This window comes from Epilithonimonas zeae, from assembly GCF_023278365.1.
GTDB lineage: Bacteria > Bacteroidota > Bacteroidia > Flavobacteriales > Weeksellaceae > Epilithonimonas > Epilithonimonas zeae_A.
On record NZ_CP075338.1, the window covers coordinates 63,137 to 86,170 of the forward strand.

Below are 23,034 nucleotides of genomic sequence, written 5' to 3' on the forward strand. Positions count from 1 at the left end.
ATCCAAATTTTTAAATAATGTTGAAGACGAAAATACTTTTAATTGCTGTAACATTTTTGCTGTCGGGAAATATCTCCAAGGCGCAGTCAACCGTTTGGTTAGACCAGTTGGATTTAAGCGTGGCAACACAGGGACACGGAAAACCCGGCATCAATACTTCGGTGGACGGAAAACCTATAACCATTGCTGGCGAAGTTTTCAAAAGAGGTTTTGGAACACACGCCGAAAGTTCTTTGTTGATTAAATTAAACGGTAAAGCAAAAAGCTTTTCCGCAATGGTGGGACTGGATGATGAAATAAAAGGCCACGAGCCCGCAGTGGAATTCGAGATTTATGGCGACAACAAAAAGCTTTGGTCAAGCGGAATAATGAAATTAGGCGATAAAGCAAAGCCTGTTTCTGTTTCGCTAGAAGGTGTAAAACAATTAGAATTAGTCGTAACAGATGGCGGAAACGGACCGTATTATGACCACGCTGATTGGGCAGATGCTAAATTTGAAACTTCAGACGGTGCAAAACTGATAACATTTAATCCGATTTCATCAGTACCATATATTTTGACGCCAAAACCTGCGGCAACGCCAAAAATTAACTCAGCAGGCGTTTATGGCGTTCGTCCCGGCTCACCCTTTTTGTTCAAGGTTGCAGCAACGGGTGACAGACCAATGACTTTTACAGCAAAAAATCTTCCGAAAGGTTTAACCATAGATTCACAGACCGGAATTATCACCGGAAAAATAGATACAAAAGGAACCTATGAAGTTCTTTTATCAGCTAAAAATGCGAAAGGCTCAAATTCAAAAAAATTAAGAATCGAAAGCGGCGATAAAATAGCTTTAACGCCAACGATGGGATGGAATAGCTGGAACTGTTTTGGGCACGAAGTCTCTGCCGATAAAGTAAAACGTGCCGCCGATGCTTTGGTTAAAACGGGATTGGTAAATCACGGCTGGAATTATATTAATATCGATGATTCGTGGCAGTTCAACAGAGACGGAAAAGACCCGTCTTTCAAAGGGAAAATGCGTGATGAAAACGGTTATATTCTGACCAATTCAAAATTTCCGGATATGAAGGAATTAACCGATTACTTTCATTCAAAAGGTCTTAAAGCAGGAATTTATTCCTCTCCCGGACCTTGGACGTGTGGCGGTTGCGCAGGAAGCTACGGCTACGAAAAACAAGATGCCGAAAGCTACGCTAAATGGGGAGTCGATTACCTGAAATACGATTGGTGCAGCTACGGAGGCGTGATTGACGGTTTGCCCGATAATGACCCAAACAAAGTTTCTTCCCTCAATTTTCAGGGTGGAGGAGATTTGGATAAAGGCGTGAAACCATTTAAACTGATGGGCGATTTATTAAAAAATCAGCCTCGTGATATTGTGTATAATCTTTGTCAATACGGAATGGGCGATGTCTGGAAATGGGGAAATGATGCCGATGCACAATCCTGGCGAACAACCAATGACATCACCGATACCTGGGCAAGTGTTAAAAATATTGCTTTGGCTCAGGACAAAGCGGCTCCTTACGCAAAACCCGGCAACTGGAACGACCCGGATATGTTGGTGGTAGGTGTTGTAGGTTGGGGAAATCCGCATCAAAGCCGGTTGAAACCGGACGAACAATATCTGCATATCAGTCTTTGGAGCATTTTTTCTGCGCCATTACTGATTGGTTGCGACCTTGAGAAACTGGATGATTTTACTTTAAATCTTTTAACGAATGATGAGGTCATTGCCGTAAATCAGGATGCTCTGGGAAAACAGGGCGTTTGTCTTCAAACAATTGGCGAATTGAAAATTTATGAAAAAGACCTTGAAGACGGCGGAAAAGCGGTGGCTTTTGCCAATTTCGGAAGGGAAAAAGTGAAGATGTCTTACAAAGATTTCAGGCAGCTCGGTATTTCAGGTCGTCAAACCGTAAGAGATATCTGGAGACAGAAGGACATTGCAAAAATCAATACATCAAATCAGACATTATTACTGGATATTCCGGCGCACGGGGTGGCTTATTATAAATTTATTTCATCAAAATAATAAAATATGATTCAATTTAAATCAAAATATATCGCATTATCATTTTTACTGGCAGGAATTTGTATTTCTGCCCAAAATCCCGTAATCCAGACTCATTTTACGCCAGATCCTGCACCGATGGTGTACAAAAACAAGATGTATGTCTACACCGGAGACGATATTCCCGGCTATGACTTTTATTATATGACGAAATGGAGGGTATATTCGTCGGATGATATGGCCAATTGGACTAACCACGGTTCTCCACTTTCACTGGAATCCTTTAGCTGGGCTCGTGACAGAGCTTGGGCGGCACAATGTATTGAACGTAACGGCAAATTCTATTGGTACATCTGCGTTCAGACCGTTGATAACAATATGGCGATTGGCGTTGCGGTATCAGACGGTCCGACAGGCCCTTTTAAAGATGCACTCGGAAAACCACTGGTGACGACGGGAACCTGGGATAATATCGACCCGACGGTTTTTGTTGATGATGACGGACAAGCCTATCTGTATTGGGGAAACAGCAAATTATTTTATGTGAAACTCAACAAAGATATGGTTTCTTATGATGGGAAAATCACCGAAATTCCGCAGTCGGTGGAAGCTTTTGGAGGATTGAGACGTCCCGGAAGAAGCGATGAGGTTTTGCAGAAACAGGAACAGTTTAAAGATGTTTTTGTGGAAGGTCCCTGGTTCTACAAACGCAACAAGCAATATTATATGATGTACGCCGGAATGACCGACCGAACCGAATGTCTGTCTTATTCTGTAAGCGATTCACCGACCGGACCGTGGAAATATCAGGGAAAAATAATGACCGGTCAGCCGACTAACAGTTTTACCAACCACGGCGGAATTATCGATTTTAAAGGTAAATCCTACCTGTTCTATCACACAGGATTATTGCCCGGCGCAGGAAGTTACGGAAGGTCCACGTCTATTGAAGAATTCAAATACAATCAGGATGGAAGCATCCCGAAAATTGCAATGACTAAAGAGGGCGTAAATCCCGTTGCAACACTCAATCCCTACAAAAGAAATGAAGCAGAAACGATTGCGTGGTCAGAGAAATGCAGCACTTCCGAAAACAAAAAGACGGGAGTTTATGTTTCCGATACCAGAGTGGGAGGTTATATCAAAGTTCGTTCGGTTGATTTTGAAAAAGGCGCCTCTGAATTTTCAGCTTCAATTGCCGCAGGTGTTGACGGTGGAATTTTAGAAGTCAGATTAGATAAATTGGACGGAAATAAAATTGCCGAGATTGAAGTTCCGAGAACCGGTGGCTGGGAAGAATTTAAAACCCTGACATCAAAAATTTCAGAATCGGTTTCCGGTGTTCACGATGTTTATTTTGTCTTTAAAGGGAAAAACATTACAGCCGGAAGAGTTCTTTTCAATTTCGACCACTGGAGTTTTCAGAAAAAATAAATTAAATTCTTTTGGTAGAATTAATAGCGTAAGACTTTTATAAGCGTTAGCGGCTTTGTGAGACTAAAAAAATATTTATAAAAAAACTTTGCGCACTTAGTTGTTCAAAACCAAAAAGTTAAATATGAAAAAAACAATACTCAATCTCTGTTTAATAGCATATTCGGGAATATCATTTTCTCAGAATCCTATTATTCAAACCAATTATACGGCAGACCCTGCGCCAATGGTGTATAACGACAGGCTTTATGTCTACACCACGCACGATGAGGACGATTCCACCTGGTTTGTAATGAACGACTGGAAGGTCTATTCCACCAACGATATGGTAAACTGGACCGACCACGGAAGCATTCTGAGCTATAAAGATTTCGACTGGGCAAAACGTGATGCCTGGGCTGCGCAATGCGTGGAAAGAAACGGCAAATTCTTTATGTACGTTCCGATGTGGTCTAAAACCAACAATAAAGGAGCGATTGGTGTTGCAGTGGGTGACAGTCCGTTTGGGCCATTTCACGACCCGCTTGGAAAACCATTAGTTCAGAGTGAATGGGGCGATATCGATCCGACGGTTTTTATTGATGACGACGGCCAGGCCTATATGTATTGGGGAAATCCGAAACTTAAAATGGTTAAGCTCAATCAGGATATGATTTCCTATTCCGGCGATATTGTGGAAGTGCCAATGACCGCAGAATCTTTCGGGAAAAGGGATGGAAAAGAAAACCCTGAAAGACCGACAAAATATGAGGAAGGACCTTGGCTGTACAAAAGAAAAAACCTGTATTATCTGTTCTGGCCGGGCGGTCCGCTTCCTGAATTCATTGGATATTCCACGAGTAAAAGTCCACAAGGTCCGTGGAAATATGGCGGAATTGTAATGCCAACTGAAGGAAAATCTTTCACCAATCATCCCGGAATTGTCGATTTCAGAGGAAAATCCTATTTCTTTTATCACAACGGCGCTTTGCCGGGAGGAAGCGGTTTTACAAGGTCGGTAAGTGTTGAGGAACTTAATTTTAATAAAGACTGTTCTATTTCACCCATCAAAATGACAAATGGAATTACCAAAGCCATTGCAACCATTAATCCTTATGCTTTTAATCAGGCAGAAATGATTGCCTGGTCTGAAAATGTAAAATCTTATCAGAACAAAGAAGCAGGCGTCTTCATCAAAGCTAAAAAAAGCGGCGCTTATACCAGCGTGAAAAATGTGGATTTTGGCAAAAAAGGAGCATCAGTATTTTCGGCCAGAGTTGGAACGACACACAACAGCGATGTGACGATGGACGTTCATCTGGACAGTGTAAGCGGACCGGTTGTCGCTACGGTAAAAGTTCCGTTGACAGGCGGAGACGACCGTTGGGAAACTGTGAAAACTGAAGTGAAGGAAAAAATTACCGGTGTTCACGATGTATATTTTGTATGTAATGGAAAAGCAGCAAAGGATATTATGTTTTTCGATTATTGGACTTTTCTTGAAACTCATTAATTATGATTAAACTTTTTTTTAAACTATCACTCGCCTTTAGTATTCTCATTGTGAATACTGTTTTTGCACAGGTTGCAGAAATTTCCAGTCCTGACGGAAAATTGAAACTGAACGTTTTTTCAGAGAATGGAAAAGCGCTTTATAATGTTACTTTTCAAGGAAAAACAATGCTTGATAAATCTCCATTGGGCTTGATTACCAATGAATCTGATTTCTCTAAAAATTTAAAATTCATTGACAGCAAAAAAGATAAGGTTTCCAAAAATTACACCAACGAAAAAATCAAAAAATCACAAGTCAGTTATGCGGCTAATACTCTGACAGTCAATTTTACCAATGCGGATAATTTCAATATCGGAATTGAATTTCAGGTGAGCGATAATAATGTAGCTTTCAGATATGAGATTCAGCCGATGAAAGACCGTTTGAGCGCGGTTGTACAATCGGAAATTACGGGTTACAGATTTCCGTCTCAAACCACAACTTTCCTTTCTCCGATGATGAAGCCGATGACAGGTTTTGCGAGAACCGCTCCAAGCTACGAAAGCGGTTACAAAGCTGATGCAGAATTAGGAACAAAAGCCGATTATGGTTACGTTTTTCCGGGATTATTTCACGTGGGAAATGACGGCTGGATTTTATTGTCTGAAACAGGAGTGAACAGTTTGTACTGCGCTTCTCATTTGGATACGACTTCAGAAAAAAATCTTTACCAGGTTGCTTATCCGAATATGGCTGAAAATAACGGTTTCGGAAGTACCGGAGCTGCCATTTCACTTCCCGGAAAAACACCTTGGAGAACTATCACCATTGGAGATTCTCTGAAACCGATTGTTGAAACGACTATTCCTTTTGATGTCGTAGAACCGATGTATGAACCCTCACAGAAATATAGTTTTGGTAAATCTACCTGGAGCTGGATTTTGTGGCAGGACAACAGTATGAATTATGAAGACCAGAGTCTCTTTATCGATTTAGCATCAAAACTGGGTTATGAATACATTTTGATTGATGCGCTTTGGGACAAAAATATCGGAAAAGAACGAATGAAAGACCTCATTCAGTATGCCAAATCCAAAAATGTCGGGGTATTGCTTTGGTACAATTCCAACGGTGCTGCGAACGACGCGCCGATGGGACCGAGAAATAAAATGAGCTCATCCATCGAACGAAAAAAAGAAATGAAATGGCTGAAAGATATCGGTGTAAAAGGTCTGAAAGTCGACTTTTTCGGAGGCGACAAGCAGGAAACGATGCGTCTTTACGAAGATATTCTTTCCGATGCTAATGATTTTGGATTAAAAATTATTTTCCACGGGGCAACTTTACCGAGAGGCTGGGAAGTAATGTACCCGAATTATGCAGGAAGCGAAGCGGTTTTAGCTTCGGAAATGCTTTATTTTTCAGAAGACGTCCGCAAACAGGAAGCTTTTTTCGCAACATTACATCCTTTCATCAGAAATACGGTCGGAAGTATGGAGTTTGGCGGAACTTTCCTCAACAAATATTTAACAAAATCCAACAAGGATAAAAATAAAAGATATACAACAGATGGTTTCCAGTTGGCAACGGCTGTTCTGTTTCAAAATCCGGTTCAGATGTTTGGTGTAATGCCGAATAACCTGACCGATGCTCCAAAATTCCAGCTCGATTTTATGAAAGAAGTTCCGACGCTTTGGGACGAAACGGTGTTCATCGACGGATACCCTGGGAAATATTCCGTGATTGCCAGAAGACATCAGAATCAATGGTATGTTGCCGGTGTGAACGCTGAAAATGCTGTTCAGAAGCTTACTTTAAAACTTCCGATGCTTGCCGGAAAGTCGGTTAGATTCATCAATGATGATTCGAAAGGGGAAACTTCTGAAAAAACAATTACTGTTGGCAAAAACGGAGAACTCAAAATAGAAATTCAATCCAAAGGCGGATTTGTCATTCATTAATATTTCATTTTAACCCGAAAAATAAATCTCAAAATGGAAATCAGAAATTTCAAATTCTCAACGGTTTTTAAAATTCTCTTTTTGATGATGGCTCTTAGCCATCAATTGTCTTTCGGGAAAATTAAACTTCCCGATTTGGTAAGTGATAAGATGGTTTTACAACGTGATGTCGAGCTTAAAATTTGGGGTTGGGCAGATAATGGTGAAAATATTACCATTAAATTCCGAAACGAAACCTACAATACATCACCGGACAAAAACGGGAAATGGTCTGTCCAATTGAAACCACAGAAAGCAGGAGGGCCATTTGTGATGGAAATTAACGAAATTACGATTCGGGATATTCTGGTAGGAGATGTCTGGCTAGCTTCCGGGCAGTCCAATATGGAAACGCCTATTGCACGTTTAACGGAACGTTTTCCGGAGATTAATGTTTCTGATTTTAATAAAATCCGCTACTTCAAAGTTCCTACACAGAACACTGTGGAATCTGTCCGGGAAAATATAGCATCCGGCGGAAAATGGTTCACAGGGACGGCTTCGGAAGTAATGAATTGGACGGCCTTTGCGTATTTTTATGCGGTAGAAGCGTATGAACACACCAAAATTCCGCAGGGAATGCTGGTTTCCAGTTTGGGTGGTTCGTCAATTCAGAGTTGGGTCAGTCAGGAGCATCTCAAGAATTTTCCTGATGATATTATCGATGAACAGGCATTGTCAGCACTCAATTCTTCAAAACTGGACCAGGGAAGAAATCTTTGGAATCAAAAGGATTTTAATGACGGGAATTGGGAAAAGGCAAAAGTTCCCGGAAAATGGAAAGATAATGGAATCCGCGCAAAAGGAACGGTCTGGTTTCGGAAAAACTTTGAACTGCCTGCGTCAATGGATGGGAAATTTGCCCGATTATATCTGGGAGTAATGGTGGACAGTGATTCGGTTTTTGTGAATGGAAAATTCGTAGGCTCTACTTCATACACGTATCCACCAAGGAAATATGATATTCCGGGCGGAATTTTAAAACAGGGAAAAAATACGATTGCCATTCAGCTGACTTCCAATTTCGGAAACGGTGAATTTGTAGCCGATAAACCGTATAAAATTGTAGGAGATGGCGTTACCGTTGATTTAACGGGCGAATGGAAATATAACATCGGTAGAGATACGAGCAAAGATGAAGAATATAAATCAAAACTGAAAAACCTGAGAAGCACACCTTCCGGATTGTACAACGGAATGATTTACCCGATTCGGGATTACAAAGTCCGGGGTGCTATCTGGTATCAGGGCGAAAGCAATGCCGGTCAATCCGAAGATTATGCAGGTTTGCTGAAAAATCTTATCGAAAATTGGCGGGAAGTATTTCAATGGAATCAGATGCCGTTTTTATTGGTTCAGCTTCCGAATTTTATGGAGAAAACAAACGACCCGAATGCGCCAAGCGGATGGGCAGGAATTCGTGAGGCTCAGTTTAAAACGTCACAAACTGTTCCGTACGCGGCAATGAGTGTCAATTATGATATTGGCGAATGGAATGACATTCACCCTCTCAATAAAAAAGATATGGCAAAACGTCTATTTCTGGCTGCCCGAAAATTGGTGTATGGTGAAAAATTGGTAAGTAGTGGTCCTGTTTTCAAATCGATGAAGGTGGAAAATTCTAATATCATCCTTTCGTTTGACAATGTTGGAAGCGGTTTGCAAAGTAAAAACGGAAATCTGAAACATTTTGCGATTGCCGGAAGCGACAAAAAATTTGTCTGGGCTGAAGCAAAAATTAAAGGCAACACAGTCATTGTGACCAGCAAGGAAATCAAAAATCCTGTTGCAGTGCGATATGCGTGGAGCAATAATCCCGAAGATGCCAACCTGCAAAATAAAGAAGGTTTGCTGGCGTCGCCATTCAGAACGGATGATTGGTAGTTTTTATAATTAAACTGATAGTGCACTTTTATAAGCGATAGCGGCTTTGTGAGCCTCAAAACAATTCTTTTTTAAAATAAAAACTTTGTGAACTCAGTGTTCAAAATTTCACAGTCTGACTAAAAATCAGTAAATATTAAAATAAAATACTCATAAAATATTGATTATGAAGACGATTTTTAACTATTTTTCTCTTTTGATAACATTGGTTTTTACAACGATTGTAAAAGCCGCCGACCCTTTTATTTCTTTTACTAAAACGGAAAACTCGGTTGTGTTGAAAGAGCACAATTCAGGTTTGATGCTGTTTTCAGATAGCGATTCGGATAAAGGAATTCTTCGTGCGGTTGCGAATCTTCAATCTGATTTTCAAAAAGTAACAGGTGTTCAGCCTACTCTTATTTCCCAAAATTCCGGGGCGGGCGGAATGCTCATCATTATTGGCGAAGCTGGGAAAAGCAAAACCATTGATGCGTTGATTAAAGCTAAAAAAATTGACGGAAATTCAATCAAAGGAAAGAATGAAAAATATATCATTCAAAATATCAGCAATCCGTTTCCCGGCGTTTCCGAAGCGATTGTAATTGCAGGAAGCGACAAACGCGGAACGATTTACGGAATTTACGAAATGTCCCAGCAAATCGGGGTTTCACCTTGGTATTATTGGGCGGATGTTCCGGTTGAGAAAAAAGAAAATATCTATTTTAAAAAAGGAATTTACACAGACGGAGAACCTGCAGTAGAATATCGCGGAATTTTCCTGAATGATGAAGAACCTTCGCTCGGAGGATGGGCAAGAGCGACTTTTGGAGGAATCAATTCTAAATTTTACGAAAAAGTTTTTGAACTGATTCTTCGTATGAAAGGCAACTACATCTGGCCTGCAATGTGGGGAAAAGCTTTCTACGACGATGATACTTTGAACGGGCCTCTAGCCAACGAAATGGGAATCATTATGGGAACTTCTCACCACGAACCAATGGCTCAGGCGCAAACCGACTGGCACAGATACATCAAGAAGAATAATTTACCGAATGTCTGGGATTATTCCAAAAATGAGAAGGTTTTGCAGGAATTCTGGAAATCAGGGCTTGAAAGAAGCAAAAACTGGGAAAAATTAGTTACAGTCGGAATGCGTGGCGACGGCGACGAAGCGATGGGAGAGGGAACCAATATTTCCTTACTTGAAAAAATTGTAAAAGACCAGCGCAAAATTATTGCTGACGTAACAGGTAAAAAACCGGAAAAAACGCCTCAGGTCTGGGCTTTGTACAAAGAAGTTCAGGATTATTACGACAAAGGAATGCGGGTTCCGGACGATGTCATTTTATTGTTTTGTGATGACAACTGGGGAAATGTGAGAAAACTTCCGGATCTTTCAAAACCTTTACATAAAGGTGGTTACGGGATGTATTACCACTTCGATTATGTGGGCGGACCGAGAAACTCAAAATGGATTAATATCAGTCCGATTCAGAGAGTTTGGGAACAGATGAATCTTTCCTACGAACATAAAGTGGATAAGGTTTGGGTTGTCAATGTCGGGGATTTGAAACCGATGGAATTCCCAATCAGCTTTTTCCTGGAAATGGCTTGGAATCCGAAACAATTCAATTCAAAAAATCTTTTGAAATACACTGAAAAATGGTCGGCACAGCAATTTGGAGAAAAGCACGCCAAAGAAATTGCAGGAATGATTAATCTTTATACCAAATACAACCGCCGTGTAACACCAGAAACATTGGACTGGAAAACTTACAGCCTTCGAAATTATAATGAATTTGAAACGGTTTTAAATGATTATCGAGCGTTGGCATTAGAAGCTTTACGTTTAAAAGAAAAAATTCCGGCAGAATATCAGGATGCTTATTTTCAGCTGGTTTTATATCCGATTGACGCTTGCAGCAATCTGTATGAAATGTACTACGCGGTGGCAAAAAACAAAGAATTGGCAGCTAAAAAAGATGTTGAAGCTAATGTCTATGCCGATAAAATCAAAGAATGTTTTGACAGAAATGCTTATCTCGACAATCAGTACAACAACGTTATTGCCGGCGGAAAATGGCAGCATATGATGGACCAGATGAGAATAGGATACAAAGCCTGGTTTGACGGAAAAGAAAATATAATGCCCGAAGTTACTCGTGTTTCTGAGTCTGAAGTTCCGAAAGAAAAAGTGTTTCAGGAGAAAAACGGTTATGTTTCCATAGAAGCTGAAAATTTTGCAAGAAATAATAATTCAAACCGAATCCATTGGGAAGTGATTCCTGATTTCGGGAAAACTAAATCCGCTGTGACGACTTTTCCGCAAAATGCTTATCCGAAAGCTGATGAAAATCTTTATCTGGAGTACGACGTAAATTTTGAATCAAAAGGCGAATTTGATGTCCAGTTGTTATTAGCTCCGACTTTGAATTTCAATCATAATAAAGGATTGCGTTATGAGATTTCCTTTGATGGCGGAACTCCGCAGGTTGTCAATTTCAATGGTCACTACAAAGGTGAATTGGGAAGATGGCAATCCGAGCATATCATCAGGTCTTCAACGAAACATCAGATTTCCCAACCCGGAAAACATACGTTGCGATTCCGTGTTCTGGAGCCAGGAATCGTGTTGGAAAAAATATTGATCAATACAGGAGGTTTACAGCCTTCTTATCTGGGGGCACCCGAAAGTGAGATTTCAGCAGGAAAATAATTATTCTTCATTTTTAAAATTTAAAATCAAAAAAACACTCAACGAATTGTCTTTGAGTGGTTTTTCGATTTTATATTCGTTATGATTTTAATTTTTGAAGACTATTTCGGGGAATTTGAAATTGATTTTCGGATTAAATTTAGATTTAAATCAATTAAAAATGATATGATTTGTATACTTTAATAATAAATATTGTTTCTTTTTTAATGTATTTATATAAATGCTTATCATAATGTGAGATTACATGGTGATTATGCTTTAAAATTTTCATTTTTAGAATATGCTTTTAAATCTATATTTCAACGTTACATAATCATTAACATAATGATAACATAATCATAATTAATTCAAATTTAAATTATTCTGTTAGATAATAATTTCTAAAAATATTGTGAATTATAGAAGCTCTAGTATTGTTTTATTGTGTTATTTATTATATTAGTGTTGAAATAACACTTAATTATTTTAATTAATATATGGAAGCAAAAAATTTACTTTTCCGATAATCCGAGATAGGATTAAACAAAACTAAAAATCAGTTCGAAATTTCTTTTTAACTGTTTTACGAAAATTTTTCATTCTATACAAAGATGCTATCCAAAACGGCATCCGGTCATTCTTATGCCTTATCTGAAAAAATAAAAATTTAAAAACTATTGTAAAAATCTTTAAGCTATGAAAAAAACTATTTTAAAATCACTTGGCCAACTTGCCTTTATCGCGATGGTATTCCTAAGTTTTCTGGCAAATGCTCAAACACCGAAAGTCCGAATAGACAATACGCCACGGCAAAAAATTACTGGTTATGGTGGTTTCGTATGCAGTCCGCAGTTTGCCTATGATCATATGACGCCTGCAGAAATCGAAAAAATGTGGGGAACAAATAGTGAAGCCGGATACAATATTATGCGACTTTATATTCCCACAACCAGAGAGAATTGGAACTTGGCTCTCGCCACTGCACAAAAAGCAAAATCTCTAGGTCTGATTATTTTTGCAAGTCCGTGGTCGCCACCTGCAGAATGGAAAACCAACGGAAATGATGCTGGAACATACAATGGTGTAGAAGGTTTTCTCAAACCTGAGCATTACGGAGATTTTGCAAATTACCTGAATGACTTTGTTATTTATCTAAGAAATAATGGTGTTGAGCTGGAAGGTATCTCTCTGCAAAATGAGCCAGATTATATAGTAGAATATACAGGATGCACTTGGACAACTACTCAAATGACCAATTTTCTGAAGAATTATTCAGATATTATTAGTTGTAAGATTATTGCGCCGGAAACTGTGGGATTGTCAAACAACTTTGCTAATGCACTTCTTGCCACAGATGTATTGCCGAAGTTTGAAATCTACGCTGGACATCAATATGGAGGAATAGGTTCTGCATATAAAGGTTTCCTTAATACAAATAAAGAAATCTGGATGACAGAGTTTCTGATCAATTGGAATTCCAATGGCGGCACAAGGAATTTTTCTTGGAACACAGATGCATTTGACTTTGCAAAAAGCATCAATGATGTTATTGTAGGCGGTGGAAATGCCTGGATCCATTATGCTACAAAAAGATATTACGGAATGATGGGAGATGGGCTCTACGGAACGGTAGCTGGCGAAATCACCAAGCGAGGTCATATTCTCTCTCATTATGCAAAATATACAACGGGTTACAAAAGATTGGATGCTATCTGGAGCGACCAAGGCGCAATGCAGGGTTCTGCTTTCATCAATGATTCTGGAGATAAAGTGACATTGATGATTTTAAACTCATCGGCTAATGCCTATACACTGAAGGTGGATTTGCCTTTCTACACGACTTCAGCACAAAAAATTATGACCAATGAAACTTCTAATATGGTTTCCTCTAATCAGACTTTTACAGAAACCTTCCGTCCTACTATTCAGGTCAATCCTTCAAGTGTTATCACTTTTGTTTTTGATAAAAGTAATATCAGAGAAGTTTCCAATATGACGGGTCAGGATGTTAATTACTCTAAAATTGAAAGTCAATCTGTTACCAATCCTGCGTTCGGAACAACGTATCAACTAAGTGGTAAAACGGCAACTTTGTATAATTCTACACCGCTTATCAGCTCCAATATGACAGATGCTAATGGATATATAGCTTTAGATGACCGCTACAATAAATTGGTTTTTCACGTCAATAGTTATACAACGAGCAATCTTGCAACTTCATCTAATACAACTTTATATTATGTTGACAATGCAGGCGTTGTGAAATCTTATAATTATGGAACAGTTAACTTGCCATCGTCTGGCTCGTCCAATTTCGATTTGACGTTTGATATCTCCAGGGCAGTTCTTACAACCGGCTGCAAAGGAATTATTGGACTTAGAAATGGTAATTTCAGTTCTGTATTGACATTCAATTTTGGCGATGTCTATTTTGCAATTTCAAATGAAAAAGCAATGAAGTTTGCCGGCGTTTATTCAGATGGAGATAGCAATCTGATGGATGTTTATGAAAATACATATTACACGTCATTGGATTTTACCAGTGTAACAGGGATCAATACTTCAGCTAACTGGAAAAGTAAAATGGCTAATGCCAATAGTATATTTTATGTTAGTAGTGGAGCTGGATTCCGCAAAGATTCTAAAGCAAACAATGCAAATGTAGTTTCAGGAACTGTTGCTGCATCATTGGAATTATCCGATCAGGGCGGTGACTTTAATGCACCTTTCGCTTTCACTGCGACAGCCGCATCGTATACAAAAACATTGAATGGATATGCCGTGATTGTATTACCATTTGAAGCTAATGTTCCGGTTGGTGTACAGGCTTACAATATGCTGCCTTTGTCATCAAAAGTTTTATGCACCAGTGTTCCGAATGGAAAAATTCCTGCTAATACACCAGTGTTGATTAATGGAAACGGAACGTTTACTTTCACAGGATCAGGATCTGTTTCTACACCAAAAGCGATTGTTTCTAATCAGTTCAATGCAGACTATAGCACGGTAAAAGCTTACACAGGAGGATATGTTCTCAAAACAGTTGGGGGAGTTACAGGATTCTATAAAATAAGCAGTGGAAGCGAGACTGTTCCGGCGTTTAGCGCTTATATTTCGGAAGAAAATGCTTATTCTGCTTCACTTCTGCCATTGGAGTTTGAAACACTTGCGGCTCAGGATATATCTGATTCCAAATTGCAGCTTTATCCAAATCCTGCTAAAAACGAGATTTTTGTTAATTGGAAATCGTCCGATGCAGCTTATTCGATTATTGATGCTAAAGGAAGCCTAATCTCACATCAATCGAAACTTGTCAGTGGTAAAAATAGAATTGATATTTCTAAACTTACTTCCGGAGTATATTTTATTGAAATATACGAAGCAGGGAAAAGCATCAGAACGAAATTTATTAAACAATAATTATCATTCAAATCAAATTTTATTAAAAGTCACCCTTTTATTATGGTGACTTTTTTAATTAATATAAGCTAAAAACCTATTTTTTCGAATAAAAATATAGGTCAGTAGCCAAGCTGTAATTATTATTATCTTAAATTAAGTGTTGTTTATACATTTATTAAAAATAGAATCTTATATTTGTTAATAATCAAATATCGAATGTCAGTCTTTGAAATCGATCTGATATTTTAAATCAATTATAATGAAAAGAATCCTGTTTTCCTTATCCATTTTCATTTGCGCAATCTCATCCGCACAGAATTTCAAATATCCGTTCCAGAACCCCAAACTTCCAGTCGAGCAGAGAATTGAAAATCTTCTCGGATTATTAACAGTTGATGAAAAAATCGGAATGATGATGGATAATTCGAAAGCCGTTCCGAGATTGGATATTCCCGGTTACGGCTGGTGGAACGAGGCGCTTCACGGCGTTGCAAGAGCAGGAACAGCCACGGTTTTTCCTCAAGCCATCGGAATGGCAGCAACCTGGGACGTTCCGGAACATCTCAAAACTTTTGAAATGATTTCCGATGAAGCCAGAGCAAAATACAATAGATCTTTTGATGAATCTCAAAAAACCGGACGTTACGAAGGACTTACATTCTGGACGCCGAACATCAATATTTTCCGTGATCCTAGATGGGGAAGAGGTCAGGAAACCTATGGTGAGGATCCTTATTTGACTTCTGTTTTAGGTGTTGCAGCCGTAAAAGGTTTGCAGGGAAATGACCCGAAATATTTTAAAACGCACGCCTGCGCCAAACATTTCGCCGTTCACAGCGGTCCGGAATGGAATCGTCATTCCTACAACGCTGAAGTTTCCAAAAGAGATTTGTATGAAACCTACCTTCCGGCTTTTAAAGCATTGGTTTTGGAAGGAAATGTAAGGGAAGTGATGTGTGCTTACAATGCTTTTGACGGTCAACCGTGTTGCGCCAACAATACTTTATTGACAGAAATTCTTCGCGGAAAATGGAACTACGACGGAATGGTCGTTTCCGATTGCTGGGCTTTGGCAGATTTCTATCAGAAACAGTACCACGGAACACATCCTGACGAAAAAACTACTGCCGCAGACGCCCTGAAACATTCTACAGATTTAGAGTGTGGTGACACGTATAATAATTTAAATAAATCTCTCGCAAGCGGATTAATTACCGAAAAAGACCTCGATATTTCGATGCGAAGAATTCTGAAAGGTTGGTTTGAATTGGGAATGCTCGATCCGAAATCTTCCGTTCACTGGAACTCCATTCCATATTCTGTTGTGGATTCTGAAGAGCATAAAAAGCAGGCTTTAAAAATGGCTCAGAAATCTATTGTTCTGATGAAAAACGAGAAGAACGTTTTGCCTTTAAATAAAAACATCAAAAAAATTGCTGTCGTTGGTCCAAATGCGGATGACGGACTGATGCAGCTGGGAAATTATAACGGAACACCTTCTTCCATCGTAACGATTTTGGACGGTATCAAAACCAAATTTCCAAACGCAGAAATCATTTATGAAAAAGGAACTGAAGTCGCCGATCCGTCATCCAGAACTTCGCTTTACCAAAACTTTTTAAGCCAGAAAAATGGTGAAAAAGGAATGAAAGTAGCGTTTTTCAACAATAATGAATTCAAAGGAACTCCCGCTAATGTTTCTGTAAATAAAAGCGGAATCAATTACAACAGTTTTGGCGGAACTCAGCTCGCCCCGAATGTCGGAAGAGAAAATACATCGGCTATTATTTCCGGCGTTTTCAAAAGCCCTTACACGGGCGATGTGATTCTTTCGCCATCAACTTCCGATGTTTACACACTTTTTGTTGACGGTAAAGAAATCGCGACCAGAAAAGGTCCAGACGCAAGACATCCTTCAGAATTTCCTGTGAAAATGGAGAAAGGAAAAGAATATCTGATAGAATTACGTCACACCCAAAAAGGAAAATATGTAAGCATCACATTTGACGTGTACAGAAAAGATCCTGTTAATTTCGCTGCGGTTAGGGAAAAAGTGAAAGATGCGGACGTTATTGTCTTCGCAGGCGGACTTTCTCCAAGTCTGGAAGGCGAAGAAATGATGGTGAATGCAGAAGGTTTCAAAGATGGCGATAAAACGTCTATCGACCTTCCGAAAGTTCAGCGTGAATTGCTGGCTGAACTAAGAAAAACAGGAAAACCTGTCGTTTTTGTCCTTTGTACGGGAAGTTCATTGGGTTTAGCGCAAGATGAAAAAAATTATGATGCGTTGATTAGCGCTTGGTACGGTGGACAATCCGGCGGAACTGCCGTTGCAGACGTTTTGGCGGGAGATTACAATCCATCAGGAAGATTACCGATTACATTCTATAAAAATCTGGAACAGCTGGACAATAATTTATCTAAAACCAGCAAACACCAGGGTTTTGAAAACTACGATATGGTCGGAAGAACCTACCGTTATATGACGGAAAAGCCATTATACGCTTTCGGTCACGGGTTGAGTTATTCAAAATTTGTTTACGGAAATGCTAAGCTGGCCAAAAGCACCATTAATTCTAATGAAAACTTGACGATTACAGTTCCTGTTACCAATAATTCGGAAAGAGACGGTGAAGAAGTGATTGAAGTTTATGTGAAAAGAAATAATGATCCTGCGGCACCAGTAAAGACTTTGAGAGCTTTTGAAAGGGTTTTAATTAAATCTAAGGAAACAAAAAATATTCAATTAACGATTTCTAAAGATTCATTTACATTTTATGATGAAAAAGTAGATGATTTGGCTCCGAAAGCAGGAGATTACACGATTTTCTACGGCGGAACTTCCGATGAATCAGGTTTGAAAAGTCTTCAATTACAGGTTAAATAATTTCTGAAACTTAATTTAATCAAAACCTTTTAAGCTTAGAATAAATCTGCAAAATCAAGATAATCTGCGAGAGTCTAAATGTATTCGTCTACAAAATACCAATCAATGAAAACAAAAACCAAAATATTCACAGCCGCTATTTCGCTAAGTGTTGCATTTTTTTCAGCCCAAAATAAAACTATCCAAACCCATTTCCTCGATTTGGACGGAACTTCTACCAACATCAAAATCCAGCCCACGATGTACGGGATTTTCTTCGAGGACATCAATTTTGCGGCAGACGGCGGATTATATGCTGAACTGATTAAAAACCGCAGCTTCGAGTTCGACGAACCTTTGACAGGCTGGAAACAACCCAATACAAAAACGCTTTCTCCAAACTTGGATTCCGGTTTTTTGACAATTATAACCGACAAATCCAAATCCAATAAAAACTACGCAAGAATCACGGTTTGGAATGATAAAAATTATATTCTTGAGAACGAAGGTTTCAGAGGAATTGGTTTGCATCAAGGTGAGAAATATGACTTAAGTTTCAATCTGGAAAATGTGTCAGGAAATATTTCTGCCATCAATACAAGTCTGATTGATGAAAACGGAACAGTGATTTCCTCAGTATCTACCATCATCAAAGGTGGAGGCTGGCAAAAATACAATGCTGTTTTTGTACCTTCCAGAACCGTTGAAAAAGCAAAGCTTCAAATCACTTTTACCGGAAAAGGTGTTGTGAATATGGATATGATTTCACTGTTTCCTCAAGACACCTGGAAAGGCAGAAAAGGCGGTTTAAGAAAGGATTTGGTTCAAAAGTTATATGATTTACAGCCTGGATTTTTACGTTTTCCGGGTGGCTGCATTGTCGAAGGAAGAACTTTGGCAGAGCGATATCAATGGAAAAAAACAATTGGTAAAGTGGAAGACCGCGAAAATCTTATCAATAAATGGAACAACGGATTTGCCCACCGTCTGACACCAGATTATTGGCAGTCTTTCGGACTTGGCTTTTTTGAATATTTCCAATTGGCGGAGGATTTAGGCGCAGAACCACTTCCGATTCTCAGCTGCGGAATGGCTTGCCAATTTAACACAGCTGAACTTGTAAAAATGGAAGATTTAGACCCTTACATTCAGGATGCTTTGGATTTGATTGAATTTGCAAACGGCGATTCCAATACAAAATGGGGAAAAATCCGTACAGAAATGGGACATCCGAAACCTTTTAATATGAAATTTATAGGTGTTGGAAACGAGCAGTGGGGAGCGGATTATATCGAACGCTACAAAGTTTTTGAAAAAGCAATTCACGCCAAATATCCCGATATCAAAATCATTTCCGGAAGCGGACCGTCTCCCGATGGCGAATTTTTCGATTACGGCTGGAAAGAGCTTAAAAAACTGAATGCTCAGATTGTGGACGAACATTACTACAATTCTCCGGAATGGTTCTTAAAAAATGCAGATCGATACGATAAATACGACCGAAGAGGACCAAAAGTTTTTGCCGGAGAATATGCCGCGCAATCGGTTGGCGTTGTAAAACCTGACAATAAAAACAATTGGCTGACCGCACTTTCAGAGGCCGCTTTTATGACCGGACTAGAACGCAACGCAGATGTCGTGACAATGACTTCCTACGCACCGCTTTTCGCCCACGCAGACGGTTGGCAATGGACGCCGGATTTAATTTGGTTCAATAATTTAAAATCTTATGCCACTCCGAATTATTATGTTCAGAAATTATTCTCCAACAACAAAGGAACAGATTTAATTAAAATCTCAGAAAACGGAAAACCGTTGAAAGGGGAGAATAATCTCTATGCATCGGCAGTTCGTGACCTTAAAAAAGAAGAAATCATCATTAAAATTGTTAATGCTAATCCTCAGGAAACTTCAGTTGAAATTAATCCGAAAAATAGTAAAACGGGCAATCAATTAACCAAAATTGTACTGACTTCTGCAGGACTTTCCGATGAAAATAATTTCCAATCAGAAACCATTACACCAAAAGAGGAAACGCAGGCCATTAAAAAAGGAAAGATTTCTGTTGAAATTCCGGCAAATTCTTTAGTGATTTTGAAAATAAAATAGCTTAAAACTACCATAAATAAAGGAGAATTTAAAATTAAGTGTAAATATTACATTTATTTAAAATAGAATCTTATATTTGTTTTAACTCTGATTAAAGAACTAACTCAATCTTTTATATTAAAAGGCTTCCACAGGTTCAGCCTGACAATGGTAAATATTGCGGTTATTATGAGAGCTGTCATCCCGAGCTTGGCGGAGGATTTATCAAATAATTCATAAAAAATTAATTATCCACGTTAATGAAAAAGTACGTTATCGGCTTAGACTACGGAACAGACTCTGTTCGTGCCGTTTTGATTGATACGGAAAATGGGGCAGAACTGGCAACTTCCGTAAGCTATTACCAAAGATGGAAAGAAGGAAAATTCTGCAAGCCGGAAGAAAATCAATTTCGTCAGCATCCGCTCGACCATATCGAAGGGTTGGAAAAAACCATTTCAACTGTTGTGAAAGAAAGTGGCGTTGCGCCGGAAAATATCTTCAGCATTTGTATTGATACGACAGGTTCGTCACCGCTTCCTGTGAATAAGGATGGAATTGCCTTGTCACTTTTGCCTGAATTTTCAGAAAATCCCAACGCAATGATGGTGTTATGGAAAGACCATACATCCATCAACGAAGCTGAAGAAATCAACCATCTGGTAAGAAACTGGGGCGGCGAAGATTATACAAAATTTGAAGGCGGAATCTATTCTTCCGAATGGTTTTGGGCAAAAATTCTTCACATCAACAGAGAAGATGAAGCCGTAAAAAACGTGGCTTATAGCTGGATGGAACATTGCGATTACCTTACCTTTTTACTTTCCGATAATCAGGATTTAGCAACATTTAAAAGAAGTCGTTGTGCAGCGGGTCACAAAGCAATGTGGCACGAATCGTGGGATGGACTTCCTTCCAAAGAATTTCTCGGTCAGCTGGATTCTTCACTGGCAGAACTTCGTGATAGGCTGTACGATAAAACCTATACTTCCGATGAAGTTGCCGGAAATCTGAATGAAGAATGGGCAACAAAATTAGGCTTGACGGCCAATACGGTAATTGCTGTCGGAACTTTCGATGCTCATTCCGGAGCGGTTGGTGCAAAAGTGGAGGAAAATACGCTGATCAGAATTATGGGAACGTCAACTTGCGATATTATGGTGGCTCCCAACGAAATCATTGGCGACAAAACAGTTAAAGGAATCTGCGGACAGGTCGATGGTTCCGTGATTCCGGGATTGATGGGATTAGAAGCGGGGCAATCTGCATTTGGTGATGTTTTGGCGTGGTACAAAGATATTCTGACTTGGCCGACACACCATATTGTGATGAATTCCAATGTCATTGACGAAAATCAAAAACAGTTGCTGAAAGAAGAAATAGAAAACAATCTTATTCGCAATCTCACTTTGGAAGCGGAAAAAATTCCACTTTCGGAGGTGGTTCCGGTTGCCTTGGATTGGATTAACGGACGAAGAACACCAGATGCCAATCAGGAACTGAAAATGGCGATCAGCAACCTTTCCTTGGGGACAAAAGCACCGCATATTTTCAAAGCTTTGGTAAATGCGATTTGCTTTGGAGCCAAAAAAATCGTCGACCGTTTCGAAGAAGAAGGCGTAAAAATCGAAAAAGTAATCGGAATTGGTGGCGTTGCCAGAAAATCACCGTTCATAATGCAGACTTTGGCCAATGTTCTTAATATGCCGATTGTAGTGGCAGCTTCAGACCAGGCTCCGGCTTTGGGCGCAGCTATTTATGCGGCTGTTGCAGCGGGAATTTACCCGACTGTTCAGGAAGCGAGCCAGAAAATGGGTTCCGATTTCGAAGCAGAATATTTCCCACAAGCAGAAAAGGTAGAAAAATATGCAGAATTTATGAAACAATATCAGATTCTCGCAGATTTCACAGAAAATAATATCAAATCAAAGAAAAAGTTGATAGCTGAAAGTTTATAGTTGATAGAAGTTAAAGCAGAAAAGCTCCGTAGGAGTGCCCTGTTAATAGCAAATATGTAAATATTATCATCACAAAAAGAGCCTCGTACAAGCGACCTGTAAATATTTACATTAGTGAAAAACCAACAACCATCAACAAAAAACCATCAACTAAAATTATTATGGCAGCTTAATCCGTCTTCCGCTCCCAATCTTTTTTTGCCAGAGCTTTTTCAACGCAAAAAAAGGATTTCCGCTCAAGCCGGGCTGCGTGCAATTCGACGTTCAAAACTTGAATAAGATTATTCAATAGAGGCGGGCTTTAGCCCGTCTACAAAAGAACGAAAACAAATTCGGCTTTAGCCGAAACGTAAATTTTGGCTAAAGCCAAATGAAAATCAAAAATAAGACATCGGGCTAAAGCCCGACGCAATTGAAAAATAAATATTTGATTCTTAAATCAATTAATATTTCAATCATTAATAAAATAAAAATGAGCATCTATAAAGAATTAAAACGAGAATGTTACGAAGCCAATATGCAACTCGATGCATTAAAGCTGGTCGTTTACACATTCGGAAACGTAAGCGCTGTCGACCGTGACAAAGGAATCTTTGCCATCAAGCCGAGCGGTGTTCCTTACGAATTATTGAAACCGGAAGACATCGTAATTTTAGATTACGATGCCAATGTGGTGGAAGGAAATTTAAGACCATCTTCCGACACCAAAACCCACGCTTATCTTTATAAAAACTGGGAAAACATCGGTGGGATTTCACACACGCACGCTATCTATTCCGTAGCTTGGGCACAGTCGCAACTGGACATCCCGATTTTCGGAACGACCCACGCAGACCATCTGACAACAGATATTCCTTGTGCACCGCCGATGCACGATGATTTAATCGAGGGCAATTACGAATACAACACCGGAATCCAGATTCTGGATTGCTTTAAAGAAAAGAACTTGTCTTACGAAGAAGTAGAAATGGTGCTCATCGGAAATCACGGACCGTTCACTTGGGGAAAAAATGCAGACAAAGCGGTTTACAACAGCAAAGTCCTCGAAACCATCGCCGAGATGGCTTATCTCACAAGACAAATCAATCCTAATGTTCCCCGTTTGAAAGATTCATTAATCAAAAAACATTACGAAAGAAAACACGGCAAAAATGCCTATTACGGACAATAATACAATTAAATAAAGGCTGTCATTCTGAACGAAACGTAGTGTAGTGAAGAATCTCAATT

11 protein-coding genes are annotated in these 23,034 nt (G+C 39.3%); all 11 read left to right on the forward strand.

The annotated features are described in order from the left end of the window. Nucleotides 1-17: 17 nt before the first annotated feature. Nucleotides 18-2,042, forward strand: coding sequence for an NPCBM/NEW2 domain-containing protein (locus KI430_RS00200; RefSeq protein WP_248876292.1), 2,025 nt, complete (start codon nt 18-20; stop codon nt 2,040-2,042). A gap of 6 nt (nt 2,043-2,048) precedes the next feature. Continuing rightward, on the forward strand, nt 2,049-3,455 hold the full coding sequence (locus KI430_RS00205) for a glycoside hydrolase family 43 protein (RefSeq protein WP_248876293.1): 1,407 nt from the start codon (nt 2,049-2,051) through the stop codon (nt 3,453-3,455). 124 nt (nt 3,456-3,579) lie between these two features. Then, the gene (locus KI430_RS00210; RefSeq protein ID WP_248876294.1) at nt 3,580-4,947 is read left to right on the forward strand and encodes a glycoside hydrolase family 43 protein; all 1,368 of its coding nucleotides are present in this window, start codon (nt 3,580-3,582) and stop codon (nt 4,945-4,947) included. A gap of 2 nt (nt 4,948-4,949) precedes the next feature. Next, nucleotides 4,950-6,890: a glycoside hydrolase family 97 protein gene (locus tag KI430_RS00215; RefSeq protein ID WP_248876295.1), complete on the forward strand. Its 1,941-nt coding sequence runs from the start codon at nt 4,950-4,952 to the stop codon at nt 6,888-6,890. Between the two features lie 33 nt (nt 6,891-6,923). Next, nucleotides 6,924-8,813 (forward strand): sialate O-acetylesterase, encoded by a 1,890-nt coding sequence (locus tag KI430_RS00220; protein ID WP_248876296.1) that lies wholly within the window; start codon nt 6,924-6,926, stop codon nt 8,811-8,813. A gap of 166 nt (nt 8,814-8,979) precedes the next feature. Further along, entirely contained in the window at nt 8,980-11,511 is a 2,532-nt protein-coding gene (locus KI430_RS00225) for a glycosyl hydrolase 115 family protein (RefSeq protein WP_248876297.1), read from the forward strand. 675 nt (nt 11,512-12,186) lie between these two features. After that, the gene (locus tag KI430_RS00230; protein ID WP_248876298.1) at nt 12,187-14,910 is read left to right on the forward strand and encodes a T9SS type A sorting domain-containing protein; all 2,724 of its coding nucleotides are present in this window, start codon (nt 12,187-12,189) and stop codon (nt 14,908-14,910) included. 241 nt (nt 14,911-15,151) lie between these two features. Beyond that, complete coding sequence (locus tag KI430_RS00235; protein WP_248876299.1) at nt 15,152-17,779, forward strand: beta-glucosidase; 2,628 nt, start codon at nt 15,152-15,154, stop codon at nt 17,777-17,779. Between the two features lie 105 nt (nt 17,780-17,884). Next, nucleotides 17,885-19,867, forward strand: a complete 1,983-nt coding sequence (locus tag KI430_RS00240; RefSeq protein WP_248876300.1) for an alpha-L-arabinofuranosidase C-terminal domain-containing protein — start codon at nt 17,885-17,887, stop codon at nt 19,865-19,867. Between the two features lie 239 nt (nt 19,868-20,106). Beyond that, entirely contained in the window at nt 20,107-21,804 is a 1,698-nt protein-coding gene (locus KI430_RS00245) for a ribulokinase (RefSeq protein ID WP_248876301.1), read from the forward strand. A gap of 472 nt (nt 21,805-22,276) precedes the next feature. Next, entirely contained in the window at nt 22,277-22,975 is a 699-nt protein-coding gene (locus KI430_RS00250) for an L-ribulose-5-phosphate 4-epimerase (protein WP_248876302.1), read from the forward strand. Nucleotides 22,976-23,034 lie beyond the last annotated feature (59 nt).

Bases quoted from the DNA above. Each gene is read 5' to 3' on its own strand.
- KI430_RS00200 (WP_248876292.1), top strand. From the start codon at position 18: ATGTTGAAGACGAAAATACTTTTAATTGCTGTAACATTTTTGCTGTCG.
- KI430_RS00205 (WP_248876293.1), top strand. From the start codon at position 2,049: ATGATTCAATTTAAATCAAAATATATCGCATTATCATTTTTACTGGCA.
- KI430_RS00210 (WP_248876294.1), top strand. From the start codon at position 3,580: ATGAAAAAAACAATACTCAATCTCTGTTTAATAGCATATTCGGGAATA.
- KI430_RS00215 (WP_248876295.1), top strand. From the start codon at position 4,950: ATGATTAAACTTTTTTTTAAACTATCACTCGCCTTTAGTATTCTCATT.
- KI430_RS00220 (WP_248876296.1), top strand. From the start codon at position 6,924: ATGGAAATCAGAAATTTCAAATTCTCAACGGTTTTTAAAATTCTCTTT.
- KI430_RS00225 (WP_248876297.1), top strand. From the start codon at position 8,980: ATGAAGACGATTTTTAACTATTTTTCTCTTTTGATAACATTGGTTTTT.
- KI430_RS00230 (WP_248876298.1), top strand. From the start codon at position 12,187: ATGAAAAAAACTATTTTAAAATCACTTGGCCAACTTGCCTTTATCGCG.
- KI430_RS00235 (WP_248876299.1), top strand. From the start codon at position 15,152: ATGAAAAGAATCCTGTTTTCCTTATCCATTTTCATTTGCGCAATCTCA.
- KI430_RS00240 (WP_248876300.1), top strand. From the start codon at position 17,885: ATGAAAACAAAAACCAAAATATTCACAGCCGCTATTTCGCTAAGTGTT.
- KI430_RS00245 (WP_248876301.1), top strand. From the start codon at position 20,107: ATGAAAAAGTACGTTATCGGCTTAGACTACGGAACAGACTCTGTTCGT.
- KI430_RS00250 (WP_248876302.1), top strand. From the start codon at position 22,277: ATGAGCATCTATAAAGAATTAAAACGAGAATGTTACGAAGCCAATATG.